Origin of the sequence: Cypionkella sp., from assembly GCF_028290025.1 — a bacterium.
In the GTDB taxonomy this organism is placed as follows: Bacteria; Pseudomonadota; Alphaproteobacteria; order Rhodobacterales; family Rhodobacteraceae; genus Cypionkella.
Genome location: NZ_JAQGKQ010000112.1, coordinates 43,323 through 65,497, shown reverse-complemented (window position 1 = coordinate 65,497; position 22,175 = coordinate 43,323). Strand labels below are relative to the sequence as shown.

Sequence of the window (22,175 nt, the reverse complement as noted above, 5' to 3'; positions counted from 1 at the left end):
TCATCCAGTGCAAGAACATCAGAATTCGACCACTCTTAGGGTGAATTCTGATTCAGGATAAACGCAAACCACTTTTGCGACGCTTGCCGCGCCGAGCCCATCACGCTATCACGCCCGCTACATACGATCTGTTAGGAAGTCCCAATCATGCGCACCGAGACGCAATATAATGTCGATGCCATCACCAAATCTCTGCGCCTGTTAGGGCAGCGGATGGATTGGGAGACGGCGGCGCATCGGTTGGAAGAATTCGACGCGATGATTGAGGCGCCCGACCTGTGGAACGACCCCGCTAAGGCGCAGAAACTGATGCGCGAACGGCAGGGTTTGATCGAGCAAATCTCAACCTATCGGCTGATCGAAAGCGGCTTGCGCGACAATGTCGAGCTTATCGAACTGGGCGAGTCCGAGGGCGATGAGGAAATCATCACCGAGGCCGAGGAGGCTTTGAAGGCGCTGGTCGATCTGGCGGGCACCAAAGAGCTAGAAGCTTTGCTGAATGGCGAGGCTGACGGCAACGACACGTTCTTGGAGATTAACGCAGGCGCGGGCGGCACTGAATCTTGCGATTGGGCAAGTATGCTGGCGCGGATGTATGTGCGTTGGGCCGAGAAAAAGGGCTACAAGGTTGAGTTGCAGTCGGAAAGTGCAGGCGATGAGACCGGCATTAAATCCGCTGGTTACAAGATTACCGGCCTGAACGCCTACGGCTGGCTGAAATCGGAATCCGGTGTGCATCGTCTGGTGCGGATCAGCCCTTATGGCTCTGCCGACAAACGTCAGACCTCATTCGCCTCGGTCTGGGTTTACCCTGTGGTCGATGACAATATCGAAATCGACATTCCCGACCGCGATATTCGCATCGACACATACCGATCTTCCGGCGCTGGTGGGCAGCACGTCAACACCACCGACTCGGCGGTGCGGATCACCCACTTGCCGACCAATATCGTGGTGACCAGCTCGATGAAATCGCAGCACCAAAACCGCGAAGCCTGCATGAACGCTTTGCGCTCGCGGCTGTATCAGGTGGAGCTTGATAAGCGCAACGCATCCATCAACGCGCAGCACGATGCCAAGGGCGATGCGGGCTGGGGCAACCAGATCCGGTCTTACGTTTTGCAGCCCTATCAGATGGTGAAAGACCTACGCACCGGGCATGAGACCAGCGACACCGGCGGCGTTCTGGACGGTGACCTCGATAAGTTCATGGCGGCGACTTTGGCGATGGACGTGGCGGGCAAATCGCGCGCTGAGGCCAATTACGAGGATTAAGTCAGCGCGGCTTACGAAGACCCCAAGCCGATACCAGCGCCGACGCAAGCGACGCAATAGCCGCCAAGCCTGCGATATGTGAGAAGCCCGCACCTGTCGCTGCGATATGCGCGGGTGTGGCGGCGATCACGCCAAACCCCGGCATGTCCGCCCCGATGGCACCATAACCAGACGCCGCCATCCGCCCCATCAGCGCAATCGCCAGCAAACTCGCCGCCCGCGCCACGGCGTTGTTAATCCCAGACGCGGCCCCTTGATCGGCGTCGGTAGCAGAAGTCATCACGACCGTCGTCAGCGGTGCCACCAGCAGCGCCATGCCAAACCCCGACAGCCACATCAGCGGCACGGCGCGGGTCCAATAAAGCGCCTCATGCGCGGTCATCGCCAAGCCTGCTTGCGACAAAGCCACCAACACAGCGCCGCAGACCAAAAACCGCGCCGGGCCAAGCCGATCCGCCAGCTTGCCCATTCGGGTCGAGAGCGTAGCGATCATCAGCGCGCCCGGCAGGAAGGCCGCTACCATCGCCAAAGCATCCGCGCCCCAAGCCGAAACAGCGGTCATCGGCAGGTAGAACCCGATGCCCGTCACCGCGAAATACAACAGGAACGTCGCGAGGTTGATGGCTGAGAATCTGCGCACCCGGAACATGCTGAGCCGGATCATTGGCGCAGGGCAGCGCGCTTCCCATACGATGAACGCCGCCAGAACCGCAAAGCCTACCGCCATCAGCGCCAGCGATTCTCCGGTTTCGGCGCTCAGACCATAGGCGACCAGACCGAAGCCTAAAGTCGCCAAGGCTGCACCGATGTAGTCAATCGGAACACCGGGGCGGCCCTGATCGGCCAACGCAAATCGCGCCAGCAGCCACAGCGAAATCCCGCCCAGCGGCAGGTTCAGCGCGAAAATCCAGCGCCAGCCAGACACCGGATCGACCATCAAGCACAGCCCCGCCAAGATCGGTCCTGCCGAAGCCGTGGCAATAGATGCCGCAGCCCACAGCCCCAAGGCGGCACCGCGTTCTTCGCGTGGGAAGGCCCGGCCAATAATCGCCATCGACCCCGGCACCATCAGCGCAGCCGCGACACCTTGCAAACCGCGCGCCACGATCATCGTCGCAGGACTGATCGCCAGCGCGCAACCTAACGAGCTGACCACGAACAGAATAATGCCCATGCCAAAGCCGCGCGCCGTGCCAAAGCGATCCCCCAACGCGCCACCGACCAAGATCAGCGAGGTTAGCGCCAACAGGTAAATCCCGCTGAACCATTGCGCTTGCGGCAGGCTCGCCGCCAGCGACGCGCGCATTGCTGGCAAAGCGTTCGCCGTCACTGACGAGTCTATAAACCCCATCGACGAGGCCAATATCGCCGCCCACAGAATCGCTTGCCGATGTTCGGGCGCACAAATAGCAACGGGCACCAAGGTTGCCCCCGATACCCGTGCGGTCATCTCAATCTCGGTCACTTGTCTGAGGCTTAGGATTCTTCGCTAGACGCCGGAGCTTGCACAATCCGGCTAACCGGTGCTGGCGTGCGACCCGTCGATAACGGATCATCCTGACGCTGCACCGAGCCTTCAAAATGCGCGCCGCTCTCAATGGCGATGGTCTTGTGAATGATGTCGCCTTCGACCTTCGCGGTCGAGGTCAGCCGCACTTTCAAGCCGCGTACCCGGCCAATAACCCGGCCATTGACCACGATATCATCGGCTACAATCTCGCCACGGATGGTGGCGGTTTCGCCTACGGTTAGCAGATGCGCGCGGATATCGCCCTCAACTGTGCCTTCGACCTGAATATCGCCAGTGGTGCGCAGATTGCCCACCACGGTCAGATCTGCGGATAGCACCGAAGCCGCAACTTTGCCCTTGGGCGCCGAGGGGCTGAATTCGGTTGAAGGTTTCGTCACAGGTGCCTCCGGCGCTTTGGGCTTATCAGTTTCGCCCGCTTTTGGGCCCGGTTCGTTGATGCGGCTTTTAGAAAACATTGTTCGCTGCCTTTATAAAGGTCATCGGATTTATAGCTGATCCGCCGATACGGATCTCATAGTGAAGATGCGTGCCAGTCGAGCGGCCCGAGTTGCCCATATCACCGATACGGTCGCCGCGCGATACCTTTTGACCAACTTCTACCCTGATCTGCGAAAGATGGCCGTAACGGGTTTCGATACCGAAGGCATGTTTCACTTTTATCAGCCGACCATAACCGTTTTCCCATCCCGCGTAGGTCACAACCCCGTCAGCGGTGGTATAAATTGGCGAGCCGTAATCGCCTGCCATATCTTGACCCTCGTGCCGACGATAGCCGCGCCCCAGCGGGTCGTTGCGGCCGCCAAAGCCCGAGGTATAGCGGATCGCGGTTTTCACTGGCATCCCGAACGGCGCTTTGAAGGCGGCGATGCGGTACATATTCATATTGTCGAGGCTTTTCAGAATCGCGTTCGCCCGGGTCTCATCCATCGAGGCCGCCTGGCCCGAGGTGGAAAGCGAGATCGGCGTCAGCGGGCCGCCCTGGCCGCTATAACCCTTGCGCACGGCTGACAGCAGATCGTCTGGCGACAGACCCGCATCGCGGAACATTTTGTCCAACGGTTCCACCGAGACAGTCAGCGCCTCTTCAAGTTGCGCAAAAATCGCGTCATTACGAGTTTCAAGCTGTTGTTTTTCTTGATTGACCTTGGCGGTGCGTTCATCGGCTTTAGCTGCCTGCGCCTCCATTGTGTCACGCTCGCTTGCGGTTGCCCCCAAACTTGCGGTCATCATTTCCAGCGTGGCATCGGCATCGGCAAGCTTTTCAGCTTCAGTCCGGCCCGCCGTAGGTGCGGTCGATAGCGAGGCCACCTGCTCGCGCGCAGCATCGCGTTCCTTGATCACGCCGCGCAGGGTGTTCTGAATGACATCAATGCCGGTTTCCAATTCGCGCCGACGATCTTCCGAGGCCAAAAGGCGGGCCTGCATCTGGGATACTTGTGCAAGCGCAAGGTTGAACCGCCCCTGCGCAGAGGCCGCTTCATCGGCGCGCAGATCACGGTCGGCAGACAGATCGTTCAAACGTTGTTCATAGAGCGCCTGTTGCCGCGCGACCTGCTGGCGCGAAGTGCCCGCCGAGATCGAATCCATCAGCAAAATTGCGGTCGCCAGAATCGTCCACGCCAGCGCCAGAGAGCCGAACACCACCGCAATCGCTTGCGTGCTTGGCCGCAGCCGGATGAAGCGCGTCTCGGTTTCAGACTTCAGGAACAACCGCTGTTCCGGCAGATACCGTTCCAGCGTAGTGTGTATCCGATAAGAGAGGCGTGTCAGCACAGGGGCATGTTCCGGTTCTTTTTTCGCACAAAGCGGCGGCAGATAGCCCCGCATTTTGAGCCTATCGGGCTAGGCAGACTAGGCGGCTGCGGCTAGATCAGGCTCCGACTGATTAGCCAGCGGTAGCCAATCCCGCAAGAAATTTGGCAAATGCTGCCGTGAGAGGGGCGGAATCTCGCCAATATCGGCGGCAATCCGCCGAAAACTACGAAGCTGGGCCTCCCATGGCGTCCACCAGCGGCCAGTAAAAGTCCAGTGGCATACCAGCCTCGGCGCGCTTCTCGTCGTTGAAGGGTGGCTTCAGGTTGCCGTGGAAATAACGCCGCACCAGCGTATGGAATACCTCTTTCGGATCATCCCCGGCGCGCCCACACAGCCAATTGAACCATTTCGAGCCATAGGCCACATGGGCTACTTCCTCGGTGTAGATGATATTCAACGCGGCCAACGCCTGCGTTTCTTTGGCTTGCGTGAACAGCGCGATCATTCCCGGCGTCACATCAAGCCCGCGCGCTTCCAGCACCATCGGCACCACGGCCAAGCGCCCGAGCAAGTCTGTCGCGGTATCCTCGGCGGCTTGCCACATGAAGGCATGGGCGGGCAAAGCGCCATAATGGCTGCCCATCGCTTCAAGGCAATCGCAGAGCAGGTTGAAGTGCTTTGATTCGTCATCCGCCGCCTGCACCCAATCGTCGTAAAACCCGAGCGGCATCGGTGTGTCGGTAAACCGCGCGATGATATCCCAGTGCAGATCGACGGCGTTGAGTTCAATATGCGCAACAGCATGGAGCAAAGCGATGCGGCCTTGCGGTGTTCCGGGGCCACGACGCGGCACATCGCGCGGGTCGAGCAATTCGGGCTTTTCCGGCCGGGCAGGGCGCTGGGGCGGCGTCGCGTGACCGATTTCCAACGGCGCAGCCGCAGTGCGCGCCGCGCGCCAGCTTGCTGCGTGTTGGTGCGATAATGCGGTTTTTGCGCGACCATCGGCGGTGGTCAAAACCTCAACCGCCATCTGAGCCAGTGACAGCATCAAAGCGCCTGCACGCTTGCCAAAACCTGTGCGGCATGACCCTTCACCTTATCGACCTTCCAGGTCTTCGCCACAGTGCCATCGCCATTGATCAGAAAGGTCGATCGCAGCACACCCTGCACCAGCTTGCCGAAAAACAGCTTTTCACCGAATGCGCCCCAATCCTGCATCACATGTCCGCCATCATCCGAGGCGAGCGGCAGGGTGATGCCCATTTTGGCGATGAACTTATCGTGTTTTTTGGCGCTATCTTTCGACAGTCCCAGCACCACACAACCCGCCTTGGCGAACTCCGCCTGTAAGGCGTTGAAATCCATCACTTCATTGGTGCAAGTCGGCGTGCCGTCACCGCCGTAGGTGAACAACACAACGCGGTTCGGCCGCAATTCTGACAGCGTAACCGTGCCACCACCGTCGCGGGGCAGGGTAAAATCTGGGGCGATTTGACCTATCTCAATCATGGGCGGCTCCTTGCCTTGAAGGGATCGACCCTTTGCGATCTAGTTGCCTTCAGGCAAAGATAAAGGCAAGTGCCCTGCAACGGTTAGCGTCGGTGATCCCGGCCGAGTTTTTGGCCGGGTTACGGGCCGAGTTATGGCCAGATTTGGCTGTGGAAAGGCGTGAGATCAATGGTGAGCGAAGGGCAGAGCGAGGGTGGGTTCAAGCCGAACAATGCCGACCTTGCTGTGACCAGAACTTCGCAGCCTACCGAAGCCGTTGCAAAGCCCATCGCCGCCTCCGAGGCCGAAGCCGAGAACGCATCCAATGCCGCACCCAAGATTGCGCAACCGCCAACCTTTGAAGCGATAGTTTCCGCAAGCCTCGCTTCCAAACCTCAGCCCTCCGATCTAGGGGCTACGCTTGAGCCGCAAATCAGCAATACTCCGACCGCCGCCAAGCCTCCCAAACGCCATCGCACCGGCCTTGCGTGGCGGTTGTTCTTCTTGCTGTTGTTCTTCGGGGTGATCTTTGCTGGCCTCGGGCTATCGGGCAAACCGATCCCGATGCCGGTTTGGGTGGTGGCCGAGATCGAACAGCGCGCCAACGCAGCGCTCGCGAAGTCGCTTCCCGAGTCGGCTTTGGCGGTGGGCGGCGTAGAGATTACCGTCGAAGATTGGGTGCCGCGCCTGCGCCTCGACGATCTTCGGCTGCTGAAATCCAGCGGGCAGGCGCTGCTGACGCTACCTGACCTGCGGATGACGCTCGATCCCGGCGCATTGTTGCACGGTCAGTTTCGCGCCCGCAGCCTGAAATTGGTCGGCGCGCATCTGCAAGTCAGTCGCGACCGCGACGGCAATTTTGACTTGTCTTTGGGCGGCACCGGAATGCAGCCGAAAATCCGCAATCTGCCCGAGTTGTTCGACGCGATAGACCGGGCTTTTGCCAGCCCCGGTGCCGCCAGCCTGAAGACGATTGAGGCCGAGGCGTTGACGATGACCCTGCAAGACCAACGCTCGGGTCGGCAGTTTGATTTCGGCGATGGCCGTTTGCTGTTGGACAATCGCGCGACTGAAGTGGCGGCCGAAGTCAGCCTGTCGCTGATCAGCGGTGCCGCCTCCGCCCGGGCAGTGCTGACCATCGTCTCGCAAAAGACCGACGATCAGGCGCGGATTTCGGCGCAGATCGAAGGCATTGCCGCCAAAGATGTCGCAGCCCTCGCCGCCCCCTTCGCTTGGGCCGGGCTGGTGGATGCGCCAATATCGGGTGAGATCCACACCACCCTCAGCGCCACTGGAATCGCGGAGCTTGATGCGTCGCTTAGTTTCGGCGCGGGTGCCTTGCAGCCCAGTCCCGAGGCACAGCCGATCGCCTTTGACAGTGTCAGCATGGCGCTGCATTTCGACCCAGCCCAAGGCCGCATTGATCTGACTGGCTTGTCGGTGCAAGGCGCTACGTTGCGGGTGGCAGCCAAGGGTCACAGTTACTTGGTGCGCGCCGATGGCAGCCGTATCACCGGCGCGCTTGCCGGCGAAGTGCCGGATGCCTACCTCACCCAGTTAGAGTTCAGCCAGGTGATGATTGATCCCGAAGGCTTGTTTGAGGAACCTGTGGAGTTCAGTCACGGCGCGTTGGACATGCGGATGCGCCTGCAACCGTTCACGCTAGAGATGGGGCAACTCGCGTTGACCGAAGCTGGTCGGCGGCTGACGGCCTCGGGCAAGGTCGGTGCCGATCAGTTGGGCTGGCGCGCCTCGGTTGATCTGGCGTTGAACGAGATACAACATGATCGTCTGGTGGCATTGTGGCCGGTGACGCTGCTGCCGAACACCCGGCTTTGGGTGGATAAGAATGTACTCAGTGGCTCGCTGACCGATGTGCGGGCGGCCTTGCGGATAGAGCCGGGGGCAGCACCCCGCCTGCATCTGGGCTATAATTTCAACGACGCCGATGTGCGGTTTCTGGCAACGCTGCCGCCGATCAAGGCGGGTGACGGCTATGCCTCGGTAGATGGCCAGACCTATACGATGGTGATGTCCAGCGGCACGGTGACGCCGCCGGAAGGGGGCGATATCAATGTGGCAGGCTCAGTGTTCGCGATCCCCGATGTGACCAAGCGCCCGGCAATGGCCGAGATGACGCTCAAGACCCAATCGAGCCTGACCGCCGCGTTGTCACTGCTGGATCAACCGCCATTTCACTTCATGTCAAAGGCGGATCAGCCGGTGACGTTGGGCAAGGGCACCGCCGCGATAGAAACGCACTTGAAAATGCCGTTGCAAAAAAAGATCGCGCTGAAAGACGTGCAGTATCAGGTGGCGGGCACAGTGTCGGGGTTCTCATCTGATACTGTGGTGCCGGGCCGCACGATCACGGCTGAGACTATGGCGGTGTCTGCCGATACCACCGGCCTTACCATCGCCGGCGCTGGCCAAATTGGCGCTGTGCCGTTTGATGTGACCTATCGGCAGGGCTTTGCACTCGAGCAAAAGGGCAAGGCGAATATTGAGGGTTCGGTTACGCTATCTCAGACAACGGCATCAGAGTTTGGGCTGGGTCTGCCCGATGGCATGGTGTCGGGGCAGGGCCGGGGTCAGGTCAAAATCGCGCTACAGCGCGACAAGCCGGGGCATCTGTCGCTGACCTCTGATCTGAGCGGTATCGGCCTGACCATTCCCGAGGTTGGCTGGTCAAAGCCGAAAAACGCCCGTGGCCAGTTGACCGCCGAGGTGCGCCTTGGCAAACCGCCATTGGTGGAAAGCATCGCGTTGAAAGCGGCAGGGCTGGACGCCGCCGGATCGGTTACGATGAAGGCTGGGGGTGGTCTCGATGTGGCGCGCTTTGATCGGGTGCGTTTGAATGATTGGCTGGACGCGCCAGTGGAAATTCGCGGCCGCGGAGTGGGCAAATCGGTGGGTCTGGCGCTGACTGGCGGCACCGTCGATATGCGCCGGATGCCCGCCTCATCGGATCGTAAATCCAGCGGCAAGGTCGGTGGCAGCCCGCTCGATCTGCGGCTCGACAGTCTGCGCGTGTCAGAAACCATCGCGCTGAACGGCTTTCGTGGCGATTTCACATTGTCGGGCGGGCTGAACGGCAATTTCATCGCCAGCGTCAACGGCAAGGCAAAGATCAAAGGCACGGTTGTGCCCGCGCGCAACGGCACTGCGGTGCGAGTGCTGTCTGATGATGCGGGCTCTGTGCTGTCGGCAGCGGGAATCTTTGCCTCGGCACGCGGCGGCGCTTTGGATGTGACGCTGCAACCGCGTCCCGAAGCGGGTAGCTACGACGGCGTTGTCAAAATAGGCTCCCTACGGGTGCTGAACACCAACGTACTGGCCGAACTCTTGAACGCGATTTCGGTGGTGGGAATACTTGAGCAGCTAAACGGCGAAGGTCTGCTGTTCAACGATGTCGAAGCCGCATTTCTGCTGACGCCGAATGCGGTGCAGGTGCATCACGGCTCGGCGGTGGGGGCGTCGCTCGGCGTGTCGATGGCGGGAGTTTACAAAACCTCAACTGCCGAGTTGTTCATGCAGGGCACGATCTCGCCGATTTACATGCTGAACGGCATTGGATCAGTGCTGACCCGGCGCGGCGAGGGGCTGTTTGGCTTCAACTATGCGCTGAACGGCACCGCCAAAGATCCGCAAGTCAGCGTCAACCCGTTGTCGATCCTGACGCCGGGGATGTTCCGCGAGATTTTCCGCAGCCCCGCGCCGGTGATCGGAACGCGGCCTCCAGAAGGAAGTGGCGGATGAAGCTGTCAGATTTCGACTTTGACCTGCCCGAGGCGCTGATCGCCACCCGTCCAGCACGGCCACGCACGTCGGCTCGGCTGTTGCTGGCGGAAGGTGACAGCATCCGCGATCTGCATGTCTCTGGTCTGATCGACATATTCAACTCCGGTGATCGGCTTGTGCTGAACAACACTCGCGTCATCCCCGCGCGGCTGTTCGGCCAACGCCAGCGCGGCGACACCGTAGCCAAGATTGAGATCACCCTCTTGGAACCGCAAGCGCAAGGCTGGCGGGCATTGGCCAAACCGCTGCGCAAGGTGAACGTCGGTGAGGTGATCCGGTTTTCCGATCAGCTTTCCGCCACCGTCGCAGCTAAATCCGAAACCGATCTGCGGTTGGAGTTTAACTTGACGGGCGACGATTTCGACGCCGCCTTAAACCTTGCAGGCGCTATGCCGCTGCCACCCTATATCGCCGCCAAACGCGCCGCCGATGCGCAGGACAACACCGATTATCAAACCGTATTTGCCCGCCACGCAGGCGCCGTCGCCGCCCCCACTGCAAGCCTCCACTTCGACGCCGACCTACTCGCAGCCCTCGCAACCAAAGGCGTGCAGTTCACCGAAGTCACCCTGCATGTCGGCGCAGGCACCTTCCTGCCGGTCAAGGTCGAAGACGTCACCACCCATAAAATGCACGCCGAATGGGGCGAGGTCAGCCCGCAAGCCGCAGCCGAGATCAATGCCACCAAAGCCGCCGGGGGCAGGGTGATCCCAGTCGGCACCACGGCGCTGCGGTTGATTGAATCGGCGGCGGTGTCAGGGCGGCTGGAGCCTTGGTCGGGCACCACGGATATCTTCATCTATCCCGGCTATCAGTTCCGCGTCGCCGATGCGCTGATGACCAACTTCCACCTGCCGAAATCGACGCTGCTGATGCTGGTCTCCGCCCTGATGGGCAAGGCGCGGATGGACCGCATCTACGCCCATGCGGTCGCCAAGCAGTATCGCTTCTTCTCTTACGGCGATGCCTCGCTGCTGATCCCATAGCGTGCCGCGCCACCGACGCCATTTGTCGCAAATAAATCACCCAGCAAGCGCTATCATGCTACCTTGCCGCCGCAACCGGAGCCTTTGATGCTGAAAGTTCTCGCCCAATCCTGGCCTTTGCTGCTGGGCGTCATGCTGCTGATGGTCGGCAACGGGGTGCAAGGCTCGCTGCTGGGCATCCGGGGCGCGCTCGAAGGTTTCAGCACGTTTGAGCTTTCCATCGTGATGTCAGCCTACTTTCTGGGCTTCCTTGGTGGCTCTCGTATGGCCCCCGAGATGATCCGTCGCGTCGGCCATGTGCGGGTGTTTTCCGCAATGGGATCAATGATTTCCGCCGTGCTGGTGCTGTATCCGCTGATGCTGGATTGGCAGGCTTGGGCGGTGATGCGCGTGCTGATCGGATTTTGTTTCTCGGGCATCTATGTCACCGCCGAAAGCTGGCTGAACAACACAGCCAGCAATGAAACCCGGGGTCAAGCTTTGTCGGCCTACATGATCGTGCAAATGCTGGGCATCATCGCCAGCCAAGGTCTGCTCGCTATGGGCGACCCCAGCGGCTTCGGTCTGTTCATCATACCATCCGTGCTGGTCTCACTGGCCTTCATGCCGATCCTGCTCGCCGACACCCCAGCGCCAACCTTCGACACCATCAAACGCATGAGCTTTGCGCAACTGTTCCGCACCTCGCCGCTCGGCTGCGCGGGAATGCTGCTAACAGGTGGAGTTTTCGCCGCGATGTTCGGCATGGCCTCGGTCTATGGCGCTATGTCGGCGATGAGCATCGGCCAGATCGCAGTTTTTGTGGCCGCGATGTATGTCGGCGGCCTCGTGCTGCAATACCCGGTCGGCTGGTTGTCTGATCGTCACGACCGCCGCCTGCTGATCCTGTGGATGTCAGCCGCAGGAGCCGCGGTGATGGGCGTCGCCGCCGCAGTTCCGTTGCCCTTCGTGCTAGAGGTCGTCGTGGCGGCCCTGCTAGGTGGTATCATCAACCCATTGTATTCGCTGCTGATTGCCCACACCAACGACTACCTTTCGAAAGAAGATATGCCCGGCGCCTCGGCTGGCCTGATCTTCCTCAACGGTTTTGGCGCGATCTTTGGCCCGTTGTTGGCGGGCGGTTTGATGGGCTTGATCGGCCCGAAAGGCTATTTCCTGATCATCGGCGGCTTCTTTGCGGCGCTTGCGGGCTATGCCGCCTACCGGATGGGCAAGCGCGAGGCCCCAGTGCAAACCAACACTTACGCGGGCCTGACGCCGACAGCTTCGGCCTTAACGGTTGATGCCGTGCTGCAAGAAGAACCCCGCCGTTGAAGGCCCCAAAGCGGTTGCGAGCCGCCTGCGAACCTGCCACCCTAGATCAAAGAGGAATGCCCTATGTCTGAGCCGATTGAGATTCTTGACTATTGGCTGGGCGAGGTTGGCCCCGAAGGCTGGTACGCGGGCGGCGCTGAACTTGATGCCACGATTGCGGAGCGTTTTGGCGAAATCTGGCAGGCGGCTTTTGATGGCGGGCTAGAGCATTGGGTCGAAGGCACCGTCGGCACGCTGGCCTATCTGATCATCTGCGACCAGTTTTCTCGCAACATGCACCGCGACACTGCCAAAGCCTTCGCCACCGATCCGCAAGCCCTCGCCGCCGCGAAAAAGGCCGTGGCCGAGGGTTGGGATTTGGACGCACCGGAACCGGAGCGGCAGTTTTTTTACCTGCCGTTTGAACATTCCGAAGACATGGCAGACCAAAATCAGGCGGTGGCCCTGCTGACCGAACGCATGTCGTCCGATCCCGAAATGGCGCTACACGCCAAAGCGCATCGCGAAATCATCGCGCAGTTCGGCCGTTTCCCGCCCCGAAACGCCGCTTTGGGCCGCGAAAGCACCGCAGAAGAACTCGATTTCCTGAAAGCGGGCGGCTATCCGACCGTGGTTGCCGCCTTGAAAGCCAGCCATGCAAGCCCTGCATAGGCCCGCAGCACTGGCAGCGTTGCTCGCGTTTCAAATATAGTTTAAGGGCAAACTACTTTTTCTGAGGAGGGAAAGATGGCTGCGCAAAATTTTGACGTGATCGTAATCGGCTCGGGTCCGGGAGGCTATGTCGCGGCCATCAGGGCAGCGCAGCTCGGCCAAAACGTGGCGATTGTCGAGCGGGAAAACCTCGGCGGCATCTGCCTGAACTGGGGCTGTATCCCGACCAAGGCGCTGCTGCGAAGCGCAGAAGTTTTTCACCTCATGCACCGCGCCAAAGAATTCGGCCTGTCGGTGACGGGTGCCAATTTCGATCTGAACGCCGTTGTCGCCCGCTCTCGCGGCGTCGCCAAGCAGCTTTCCGGCGGCATTGGCCACCTGATGAAAAAGAACAAAATTACCGTGTTCATGGGGGTTGCGACCCTGCCGAAAGTCGGCACCGTGTCGGTGAAAACCGACAAAGGCACCGATGAGTTGACCGCGAAGTCGATCATCCTCGCCACCGGAGCGCGCGCCCGCGAACTTCCCGGGCTTGAGGCTGACGGCGATCTGGTCTGGACCTACCGCCACGCTTTGCAGCCAAAACGGATGCCGAAAAAGCTGCTGGTGATTGGCTCGGGTGCCATCGGTATCGAATTCGCCAGCTTCTTCAATACCTTGGGCGCGGATACCACCGTCGTCGAAGTGATGGACCGCGTGCTGCCGGTAGAGGATGCAGAGGTTTCGGCCTTCGCGACGAAAGCTTTTGTCAAACAAGGAATGAAGATTCTCGAAAAAACCACGGTGAAGAAACTGGATCGCTCACCGGGCAAAGTGGTGGCGCATCTCGAAGATGCCAACGGCACCACGACGCAAGAATTTGACACGGTAATCTCCGCCGTTGGCATCATCGGCAACACCGAAAACCTTGGGCTAGAGGCTTTGGGCGTAAAAATCGACCGCACTCATGTCGTGACGGATGAATTCTGCCGCACTGGCGTCGAAGGGCTTTATGCAATCGGCGACATTGCCGGCGCGCCGTGGCTTGCGCATAAAGCCAGCCACGAAGGCGTGATGGTTGCCGAACTGATCGCGGGCGGCCATCCGCATCCGATCAAGCCGAACTCCATCGCCGGCTGCACCTATTGCAACCCGCAAGTGGCGAGCGTTGGTCTAACCGAAGCCCGCGCCAAAGAGGCGGGCTATGAGATCAAAGTCGGCCGTTTTCCCTTCATCGGCAACGGCAAAGCGATTGCCTTGGGCGAGGCTGAGGGCTTCATCAAAACCATTTTCGACGCCAAAACCGGCGAAATGCTCGGCGCCCATATGATCGGCGCCGAAGTGACCGAGCTGATCCAAGGTTATGTCGTCGCGCGCGGGCTTGAGACAACCGAAGAAGACCTGATGAACACCGTGTTCCCGCATCCAACTCTGTCGGAAATGATGCACGAATCCGTGCTGGACGCCTACGGTCGCGCTTTGCATTTTTGATGCGGCCAGCTTCAAGACAAAGGGCGCTGGCGGTGTGTGACACCAAAATTGCAAAAAAGGGCGACGGCGTTGGGCTGTCGTTCTATGCATTCTTCGCCAACAAAAACGATGATCCCGAGGCTCTGTTAGAGGCCGCGACTTGGTGGATTAAGACTCATAAGCTGGACCATTTTGAAAAAGCCACCCGGATAAGGGCGATGATTTTATCCGATCTGTGAAATTAGCCGAAAGGGTAACCCATGCGCGCCGTTTTAACCGTTCTGGCGCTTTGGGCGGCTGGTTTGGGGGCGGCAGCGCAGTTCGGCAAAATATCCGTTCTATATCAAACGCTTCAAACCACCTATGCCGCACATGCTGGCGTCGGTATTGGGCTGATGGTGTCGATTGTCGGCATCGTTGGGCTGATTTTCGGCACCACAGCGGGGCTGTTGGTGGCGAAAATTGGCCCCCGCCGCGCCATCCTCTCGGCCTTGGCAATGGGCGCAGCCGTCAGCTTGATCCAATCGAATTTCCCCAGCTATCCGCTGATGATGCTAACCCGCGTGTTGGAAGGCGTGTCGCATTTGACCATCGTGGTCGTTGGCCCTACCGCGATTGCGGGCGTCACGTCACAGCGGCATCAGGGTTTGGCGATGACGCTGTGGTCGTCGTTTTTCGGCGTCACCTACGCGGCGCTGGCCTATTTTGCACCCGGTTTGATCGCGCTGCACGGCCCCGGCGCGCTTTTTCAACTGCACGGCATCTGGCTGCTGCTGTGCTTTGCCGCGCTGTTTGCGCTTATGCCCCGCGACCCCGCGCATCGCCTAATACAGGGACAAGGCAACCTGCTTGTCCAGCACGTCGCCATCTACGCCTCACCCTATATCGCCGCCCCTGCCATGGGTTTTGTTTGTTATACAGTGACTTACGTCGCGATCCTAACCTTACTTCCCGCCGTGGTCACCCCCGGTTGGGGGCCGTTCATCGGCGTGTTCATGCCCTTGGTGTCGATCACCGTATCCATGACTCTCGGCGTCTGGCTGCTGGCAAAAATCCCCGCTTTCCGCCTCGTGCAAGCAGGTTTCGCAGTCGCAATTCTCGCCAGTCTCGGCCTCTGGTTGACATGGGGGCAGGGTGCGTCCGAGGCCGGATTTGCGCTGTTGATGGCGGCTGCATTGGGCGTGGTGCAGGGTGCTAGTTTCGCCAGCCTCGCGCAAATCAACCCTACCGCCGAGGACCGCGCCCGCGGTGCAGGTGCGATCGCACAACTTGGCAATCTTGGCACAACCATCGGCACGCCCTTGCTGGCGCTGATCCTAGCCAAAGCCGGAGCCACTGGATTTGTGGTTTTCCTGATCGGCTTTTCCAGCTTGGGCATAGTCATTCATGCTTGGCAGGCCCGGCGCAGGGTTAATTTCTCGCACTAAGGCAACAAAATATGCCGCACCGCACAAATTGTTCACACTTCGTTCACATTTTGCGGTTGGAGACTCACGCGGTTCACCCTATCTATACGGCGTCGAATGGGGTGGGTCATGGCTGAGCAAAAGTTCATCGAAGTGCGCGGCGCGCGCGAGCATAACCTGAAAAACGTCGATGTGGATATTCCGCGCGATCAGTTTGTGGTGATCACCGGGCTGTCTGGCTCGGGCAAATCGAGCCTCGCGTTCGACACGATCTACGCCGAAGGCCAGCGTCGCTACGTCGAAAGCCTGTCTGCCTACGCGCGGCAATTCCTTGATATGGCTGGGAAACCCGACGTCGATCACATCAGCGGCCTGAGCCCCGCGATCTCGATAGAGCAGAAAACCACCTCGAAAAACCCACGTTCCACGGTCGGCACAGTGACCGAGATTTATGACTACCTGCGCCTTTTGTTCGCCCGCGTCGGTACGCCGTTCAGTCCCGCGACGGGTCTGCCGATCACCGCGATGCAGGTGCAGGACATGGTCGATGCGGTGATGGCGATGCCCGAGGGCAGCCGCGCTTACCTGCTCGCTCCGATTATTCGCGACCGCAAAGGCGAATATCGCAAGGAATTTATCGATCTGCGCAAGCAGGGCTTCCAGCGCATTAAGGTTAATGGCGAGTTCTATGAGCTCGAGGGACCGCCCGTTCTCGACAAGAAATTCCGTCATAACATCGACGTTGTGGTGGATCGAATTGTGGTGCGTGAAGGCTTGGAAACCCGTCTCGCCGACAGTTTCCGCACCGCTTTGAACCTCGCAGATGGCATTGCGGTGATTGAAACCGCACCAGCCGAGGGCGAAGGCGATCCGCAGCGCATCACCTATTCCGAGAAATTTGCCTGCCCGGTCTCAGGCTTTACCATCGCCGAAATCGAACCCCGCTTGTTCTCGTTTAACGCCCCTTACGGTGCTTGCCCGGTCTGCGATGGCTTGGGGATGGAGCTGTTTTTTGACGAACGCCTCGTCGTGCCGGATCAGTCATTAACCCTGCTCAGCGGGGCAATCGCACCTTGGGCAAAGTCGAAAAGCCCGTATTTTACCCAGACCATAGAGGCGATCTCAAAGCACTACGGCTTTGATAAGAAAACAAAATGGAAGGATTTGCCCGAGAACGTCAAGCAGGTATTCCTGCGCGGCTCGGGTGGGGACGAAATTCTATTCCGCTATGACGAGGGCGGCCGGGTTTACCAAGTTTCCCGCGTTTTTGAAGGCGTCATTCCCAATATGGAACGCCGTTACCGCGAGACGGATAGCTCTTGGAGCCGTGAGGAGATGGAGCGGTTTCAGAACAATCGCCCCTGTGGCGCTTGCGGCGGCTACCGTCTGAAACCCGAGGCACTGGCGGTGAAAATCGGCGGTTTGCATGCGGGGCAGGTGGTGCAGATGTCGATTTCCGAGGCACATGCGTGGATTAGCGCCGCGCCGGAATATCTGACCAAGCAGAAGAACGAAATTGCCAAGGCAATCCTAAAGGAAATCCGCGAACGGCTTGGGTTTTTGGTTAACGTTGGCCTGAACTACTTGACGCTGTCGCGTAACGCGGGCACGCTCTCGGGCGGCGAGTCCCAGCGCATCCGGCTTGCCAGCCAGATTGGTTCTGGCCTGACGGGAGTGCTTTATGTGCTCGATGAGCCCTCGATTGGTCTGCACCAGCGCGACAATGATCGCTTGCTGACAACGCTGAAAAACCTGCGCGACGCGGGCAATACGGTGCTGGTGGTCGAGCATGATGAAGATGCCATCCGCGAGGCGGATTACGTGTTCGACATGGGGCCGGGGGCCGGGGTGCATGGCGGCGTTGTGGTCAGCCACGGCACGCCGGCGCAGGTCGCCGCCGACCCTAACAGCTTGACGGGGCAGTATCTTTCCGGCGCGCGCGAGATCACAGTTCCCAAAATCCGGCGCAAGGGCAGCGGCAAAAAGCTGGTTGTTGTTGGCGCTACGGGCAACAATCTGAAGAATGTCACCGCCGAATTTCCGCTGGGGATGTTCGTTTGCGTCACAGGCGTTTCGGGCGGCGGCAAGTCCACCCTGACCATCGAAACCTTGTACAAAACCGCTGCAACTCGGCTGAACGGCGCGCATGAAACGCCCGCTCCGTGTGAGACGATCCGGGGTTTTGAGCATCTCGACAAGGTCATCGACATTGACCAACGCGCGATTGGTCGCACGCCGCGCTCTAACCCGGCAACTTATACGGGCGCGTTTACCCCGATCCGCGATTGGTTTGCAGGGCTGCCCGAGGCGAAAGCGCGTGGCTATATGGCGGGGCGTTTCAGCTTTAACGTCAAGGGTGGCCGCTGCGAAGCGTGTCAGGGTGACGGCGTTTTGAAGATTGAGATGAACTTCCTGCCCGATGTTTATGTGACATGCGAAACTTGTAAGGGTCACCGCTATAACCGTGAAACTTTGGAAGTTAAGTTCAAAAACAAGAGCATAGCCGACGTTCTTGATATGACGTGTGAAGAAGCGCAGGCCTTTTTTCAAGCGGTGCCGAGCATTCGGGAGAAGATGGATGCATTGTGCCGGGTCGGTCTGGGCTATATCAAGGTCGGCCAGCAGGCGACGACGCTTTCAGGTGGTGAGGCGCAGCGGGTTAAGCTTTCAAAGGAACTTAGCCGCCGCGCTACCGGTCGCACGCTCTACATTCTTGATGAGCCGACCACCGGTCTGCACTTTGAGGATGTGCGCAAGCTATTGGAAGTGCTGCATGAATTGGTCGATCAGGGCAACACGGTGGTGGTGATCGAACACAACCTCGACGTGGTTAAAACCGCCGATTGGGTGATCGACATTGGACCCGAGGGCGGCGATGGCGGTGGTGAGATCGTTGCGGTTGGCACGCCGGAGGCCATCGGTAAGGCCACGCATAGCCACACTGGGCAATATCTACGCGATCTGCTGAAACCACGGCGGGCGGCGGCTGAATAGCTCCGCTCGGCAGGTCTTACTGTCGCCTACAACCATTTTATTTTCGCCTAAAATCGGTGCATTCTCAATCCTGCGCCGAAACATTTTCAATATTTTCCGAAAGGTCCATTTGAAATTAGCCTAATTGTGCGCAAGCGCGATCAGGCGCAGGTTGCGCGTGGGATTTGGTCCACAGAAGATCAGACCTGCGACCGACAGCATCTTGCCATCGGTAAACCAACATAGGGCCACAAAGGCCATCACGGTTTCGCAAATACACGGGCGCTTTTGGCGTTTCGTTAACGTATCTGCGCCATAGAATAGGGACAGCACGATGCAACTCACCAACCCGTCACCCTCGCTCCATAACGAGGATCTGGCGCCCGCAACTGATCGAAAATGGGGCGCGTTCTCGATTTTCAACGTCTGGACCTCTGACGTCCACAGCCTTTGGGGCTACTATCTTGCCGCCAGCTTGTTTCTGCTCTGCGGCAGTTTCGTCAATTTCGTCATCGCCATCGGTGCCGGATCTTTGGTGATTTTCGTGCTGATGAGCATGGTCGGCAACGCGGGCGTGCGCACCGGCGTGCCGTTTCCGGTGTTGGCGCGGGCAAGTTTCGGCACTTTTGGCGCCAACGCTCCGGCTTTGGTGCGGGCGATCGTCGCCTGTTTCTGGTATGGCGCGCAAACTTCTGCGGCCTCGGGAGCCATCGTCGCCCTGCTGATCCGCAGCCCCGGCATGTTGGAGTTGCACCAAACCAACCACCTGCTCGGCCACTCGACGCTTGAAGTGATCTGCTTTTTCATCGTTTGGGCGCTGCAACTGCTGATCATCCAGCGCGGCATGGAAACCGTGCGCAAGTTCCAAGACTGGGCTGGCCCGGCGGTCTGGATCGCTATGCTATTGCTCGCGATTTACCTTGTGGTGAAAGCTGGCAGCTTCTCGTTCGGCGCGGAAATCCCGCAAGACGTTTTGCTGAAAGCCACCGCTGATGCGGGCGTCCCGGGAGTGCCCGGCTCTGCTGCCGCTTTGGCTGCTGTTGCGGCAACTTGGATTACCTATTTCGCCGCACTTTACCTCAATTTCTGCGACTTCTCGCGCTACGCCACCAGCGAGCAAGCCTTGCGCAAAGGCAACCTCTGGGGCCTGCCGATCAACCTGCTGGCGTTCTGCCTCGTCGCAGGTATCACCACCACCGCCGCCTTCACCGTTTACGGCGAAGTCTTGCTGCATCCCGAACAAATCAGCGCCAAATTCGATAGCTGGTTCCTCGCAGCCCTAGCCGCTTTGACTTTCGCGGTCGCCACTTTGGGCATCAACGTGGTTGCCAACTTCGTCTCGCCAGCGTTCGACTTCTCCAACGTGTTCCCACGCCACATCAGCTTCAAACGCGGCGGTTACATCGCGGCCGCCATCGCGTTGATCTTGTATCCTTGGGCACCTTGGGAAACCGGAGCTGCGCATTTCGTTAACTTCATCGGCTCCACCATGGGGCCGATTTTCGGGATTATGATGGTTGACTACTATCTGATCCGTAAAGGTAAAATCGACGTTAACGCGCTTTATCAAGAAAACGGCGAGTTCCGGTTCGAAGGCGGCTGGCACGTCAAAGCCTTCGTCGCCTTGGGCATCGGCATGGTGTTCTCGTCGATCCTGCCAACCTTCACCACCCTGTTGCCCGCATGGTGGGGCACTTACGGCTGGTTCTTCGGTGTTGGCATCGGTGGGGCGGTCTACTACGTCCTGCGGATGGGCGCGAAGTAAGCCGCTGATACCCGGTCGAAACTAAGAAAAAAGGGCGGGATCATTTCCCGCCCTTTTGTCATTCTAGATCCTAAAACAGATCACTCCATCTGCTTGAAGTTAAACTCGCCGCCCTCTTTGATGCCCGACGGCCAGCGCGCCGTAATGGTTTTGGTGCGGGTGTAAAACCGGAAAGCATCCGGCCCATGCTGGTTCAAATCGCCGAACGAGGATTTCTTCCAGCCGCCAAAGGTGTGATACGCCAAAGGCACCGGGATCGGCACGTTGATCCCGATCATCCCGACATTAATCCGCGCTGCAAAGTCGCGCGCGGTGTCGCCGTCACGGGTATAGATCGCGGTGCCGTTGCCATATTCGTGGTCCATCGCCATGCCGAGGGCTTCTTCGTAGGTCGAGGCCCGCACCACCGACAGCACCGGCCCGAAAATTTCCTTGCGGTAAATCTCCATATCGGTGGTCACATTGTCGAACAGATGCGGCCCAACGAAGAAGCCGTCCTCATAGCCCTGCAGTTTGAAATCGCGGCCATCAATCACCAGATTTGCGCCCTGAGCCACACCGGACTCGATCAATCTCAGGATGTTAGCCTTGGCAGCCCCCGTCACAACCGGGCCGTAATCGACATCATTACCAGCGGTATATGGCCCAACCTTCAGCTTCTCAATCCGAGGAATAAGCCGCTCAATCAAAGCATCCGCCGTCGCTTGCCCAACCGGAACCGCCACCGAAATCGCCATGCAACGCTCGCCAGCAGCACCGTAACCGGCACCGACCAAAGCATCCGCCGCCTGATCCAAATCGGCATCCGGCATGATGATCATGTGGTTTTTCGCACCACCAAAGCACTGCACCCGCTTACCGTTCGCCGTGCCGCGCGCGTAGATATATTGCGCGATCGGAGTAGAACCCACGAAACCGACGCCCGAAATCGTCTCATTATCAAGGATCGCATCGACCGATTCCTTGTCGCCATTGATCACCTGCAACACGCCATCGGGCAGGCCAGCTTCCCTCATCAAAGCCGCCAGCATCAACGGCACCGTCGGCGCACGCTCGGACGGTTTGAGGATAAATGCATTACCACAGGCCAGCGCCGGGCCCATTTTCCACATCGGAATCATCGCCGGAAAGTTGAACGGAGTAATCCCCGCAGCAACCCCAATTGGTTGGCGCATCGAATACATGTCAATGCCGGGGCCAGCAGAATCGGTGAACTCGCCCTTCAGCAAATGCGGCGCACCGATGCAAAACTCGATCACTTCCAGCCCGCGCTGAATGTCGCCCTTGGCATCCGGGATGGTCTTGCCATGCTCAACCGACAAAGCCTCGGCCAGCTTCTCCATATCGCGGTTCAGCAGGCCAACCATCGCCATCATAACCCGCGCGCGGCGCTGTGGATTTGTGGCACCCCACTTCACCTGAGCCTTCGCCGCATCGGCGGTGGCCGCATCCAGCTCGGCCTTCGAAGCCAAAGCCACCCGCGCCTGCACTTCGCCCGTCGCGGGGTTAAAAACGTCAGCAAACTTGCCCGAAGTGCCCGCAACCAGCTGGCCATTGATCCAGTGACCGATCTCTTTCATCACATCTCTCCCATGAGTTGCCGCCACAATAGCCTTGCGAAATTGCGGAAGGTAGAGGTAAGTTTTCAAATATGTTTTGCAATTTTGCAGTATGGAGTTTGCGGGTTCCGCTGCGGGCCACAACATATGGTGGAAAAGTGGCTTCGCAATTGGTGAAAACGCAAGAGCATACCACTTAGGAAGATACACGCGAAAGGCGAA

General features: G+C 59.2%; 16 protein-coding genes. 10 read left to right on the top strand and 6 right to left on the bottom strand.

The features are described 5' to 3' along the window. The first annotated feature begins 147 nt into the window (after positions 1-147). Complete coding sequence (gene prfB / locus JWS10_RS19880) at positions 148-1,275, top strand: peptide chain release factor 2 (RefSeq protein WP_299509526.1); 1,128 nt, start codon at positions 148-150, stop codon at positions 1,273-1,275. A gap of 1 nt (position 1,276) precedes the next feature. On the opposite strand, the gene JWS10_RS19875 is transcribed toward prfB, so the two are convergent. From JWS10_RS19875 to JWS10_RS19855, 5 genes are all read right to left on the bottom strand, one after another. Further along, entirely contained in the window at positions 1,277-2,725 is a 1,449-nt protein-coding gene (locus tag JWS10_RS19875; protein WP_299509524.1) for an MFS transporter, read from the bottom strand. Between the two features lie 26 nt (positions 2,726-2,751). Then, entirely contained in the window at positions 2,752-3,261 is a 510-nt protein-coding gene (locus JWS10_RS19870) for a polymer-forming cytoskeletal protein (RefSeq protein ID WP_299475733.1), read from the bottom strand. Continuing rightward, positions 3,251-4,579, bottom strand: a complete 1,329-nt coding sequence (locus tag JWS10_RS19865) for a M23 family metallopeptidase (RefSeq protein WP_299475730.1) — start codon at positions 4,577-4,579, stop codon at positions 3,251-3,253. Before JWS10_RS19865 ends, JWS10_RS19870 begins: the two co-directional genes overlap by 11 nt. Before the next feature lie 205 nt (positions 4,580-4,784). After that, on the bottom strand, positions 4,785-5,609 hold the full coding sequence (locus JWS10_RS19860; protein ID WP_299509523.1) for a ferritin-like domain-containing protein: 825 nt from the start codon (positions 5,607-5,609) through the stop codon (positions 4,785-4,787). Then, on the bottom strand, positions 5,609-6,070 hold the full coding sequence (locus JWS10_RS19855) for a peroxiredoxin (RefSeq protein ID WP_299509522.1): 462 nt from the start codon (positions 6,068-6,070) through the stop codon (positions 5,609-5,611). Before JWS10_RS19855 ends, JWS10_RS19860 begins: the two co-directional genes overlap by 1 nt. A gap of 171 nt (positions 6,071-6,241) precedes the next feature. Between JWS10_RS19855 and JWS10_RS19850 the strand changes: the two genes are divergently transcribed. The 9 genes from JWS10_RS19850 to JWS10_RS19810 all read left to right on the top strand — a co-directional run bounded on the left by JWS10_RS19850 (position 6,242) and on the right by JWS10_RS19810 (position 20,394). Beyond that, the gene (locus tag JWS10_RS19850) at positions 6,242-9,808 is read left to right on the top strand and encodes a DUF3971 domain-containing protein (protein WP_299509520.1); all 3,567 of its coding nucleotides are present in this window, start codon (positions 6,242-6,244) and stop codon (positions 9,806-9,808) included. Continuing rightward, positions 9,805-10,836: a tRNA preQ1(34) S-adenosylmethionine ribosyltransferase-isomerase QueA gene (queA, locus tag JWS10_RS19845; protein ID WP_299509519.1), complete on the top strand. Its 1,032-nt coding sequence runs from the start codon at positions 9,805-9,807 to the stop codon at positions 10,834-10,836. The genes JWS10_RS19850 and queA overlap by 4 nt, the downstream gene beginning before the upstream one ends. Before the next feature lie 87 nt (positions 10,837-10,923). After that, positions 10,924-12,150 carry an MFS transporter gene (locus tag JWS10_RS19840; protein WP_299509518.1) on the top strand — a complete coding sequence of 409 codons (1,227 nt, stop codon included), beginning with the start codon at positions 10,924-10,926 and terminating at the stop codon, positions 12,148-12,150. Between the two features lie 63 nt (positions 12,151-12,213). Continuing rightward, positions 12,214-12,801: a DUF924 family protein gene (locus JWS10_RS19835; protein WP_299509517.1), complete on the top strand. Its 588-nt coding sequence runs from the start codon at positions 12,214-12,216 to the stop codon at positions 12,799-12,801. Positions 12,802-12,876: 75 nt separating this feature from the next. Then, on the top strand, positions 12,877-14,271 hold the full coding sequence (gene lpdA / locus JWS10_RS19830; RefSeq protein ID WP_299509516.1) for a dihydrolipoyl dehydrogenase: 1,395 nt from the start codon (positions 12,877-12,879) through the stop codon (positions 14,269-14,271). 32 nt (positions 14,272-14,303) lie between these two features. Continuing rightward, positions 14,304-14,489: a DUF6500 family protein gene (locus JWS10_RS19825; protein WP_299509515.1), complete on the top strand. Its 186-nt coding sequence runs from the start codon at positions 14,304-14,306 to the stop codon at positions 14,487-14,489. Between the two features lie 21 nt (positions 14,490-14,510). Next, the gene (locus JWS10_RS19820) at positions 14,511-15,677 is read left to right on the top strand and encodes an MFS transporter (RefSeq protein WP_299509514.1); all 1,167 of its coding nucleotides are present in this window, start codon (positions 14,511-14,513) and stop codon (positions 15,675-15,677) included. Positions 15,678-15,785: 108 nt separating this feature from the next. Next, the gene (gene uvrA / locus JWS10_RS19815) at positions 15,786-18,650 is read left to right on the top strand and encodes an excinuclease ABC subunit UvrA (RefSeq protein WP_299509512.1); all 2,865 of its coding nucleotides are present in this window, start codon (positions 15,786-15,788) and stop codon (positions 18,648-18,650) included. A 313-nt stretch (positions 18,651-18,963) separates the two neighbouring features. After that, complete coding sequence (locus JWS10_RS19810) at positions 18,964-20,394, top strand: NCS1 family nucleobase:cation symporter-1 (RefSeq protein ID WP_299509511.1); 1,431 nt, start codon at positions 18,964-18,966, stop codon at positions 20,392-20,394. 80 nt (positions 20,395-20,474) lie between these two features. On the opposite strand, the gene JWS10_RS19805 is transcribed toward JWS10_RS19810, so the two are convergent. Beyond that, on the bottom strand, positions 20,475-21,974 hold the full coding sequence (locus JWS10_RS19805; protein WP_299509510.1) for a CoA-acylating methylmalonate-semialdehyde dehydrogenase: 1,500 nt from the start codon (positions 21,972-21,974) through the stop codon (positions 20,475-20,477). Between the last annotated feature and the right edge of the window lie 201 nt (positions 21,975-22,175).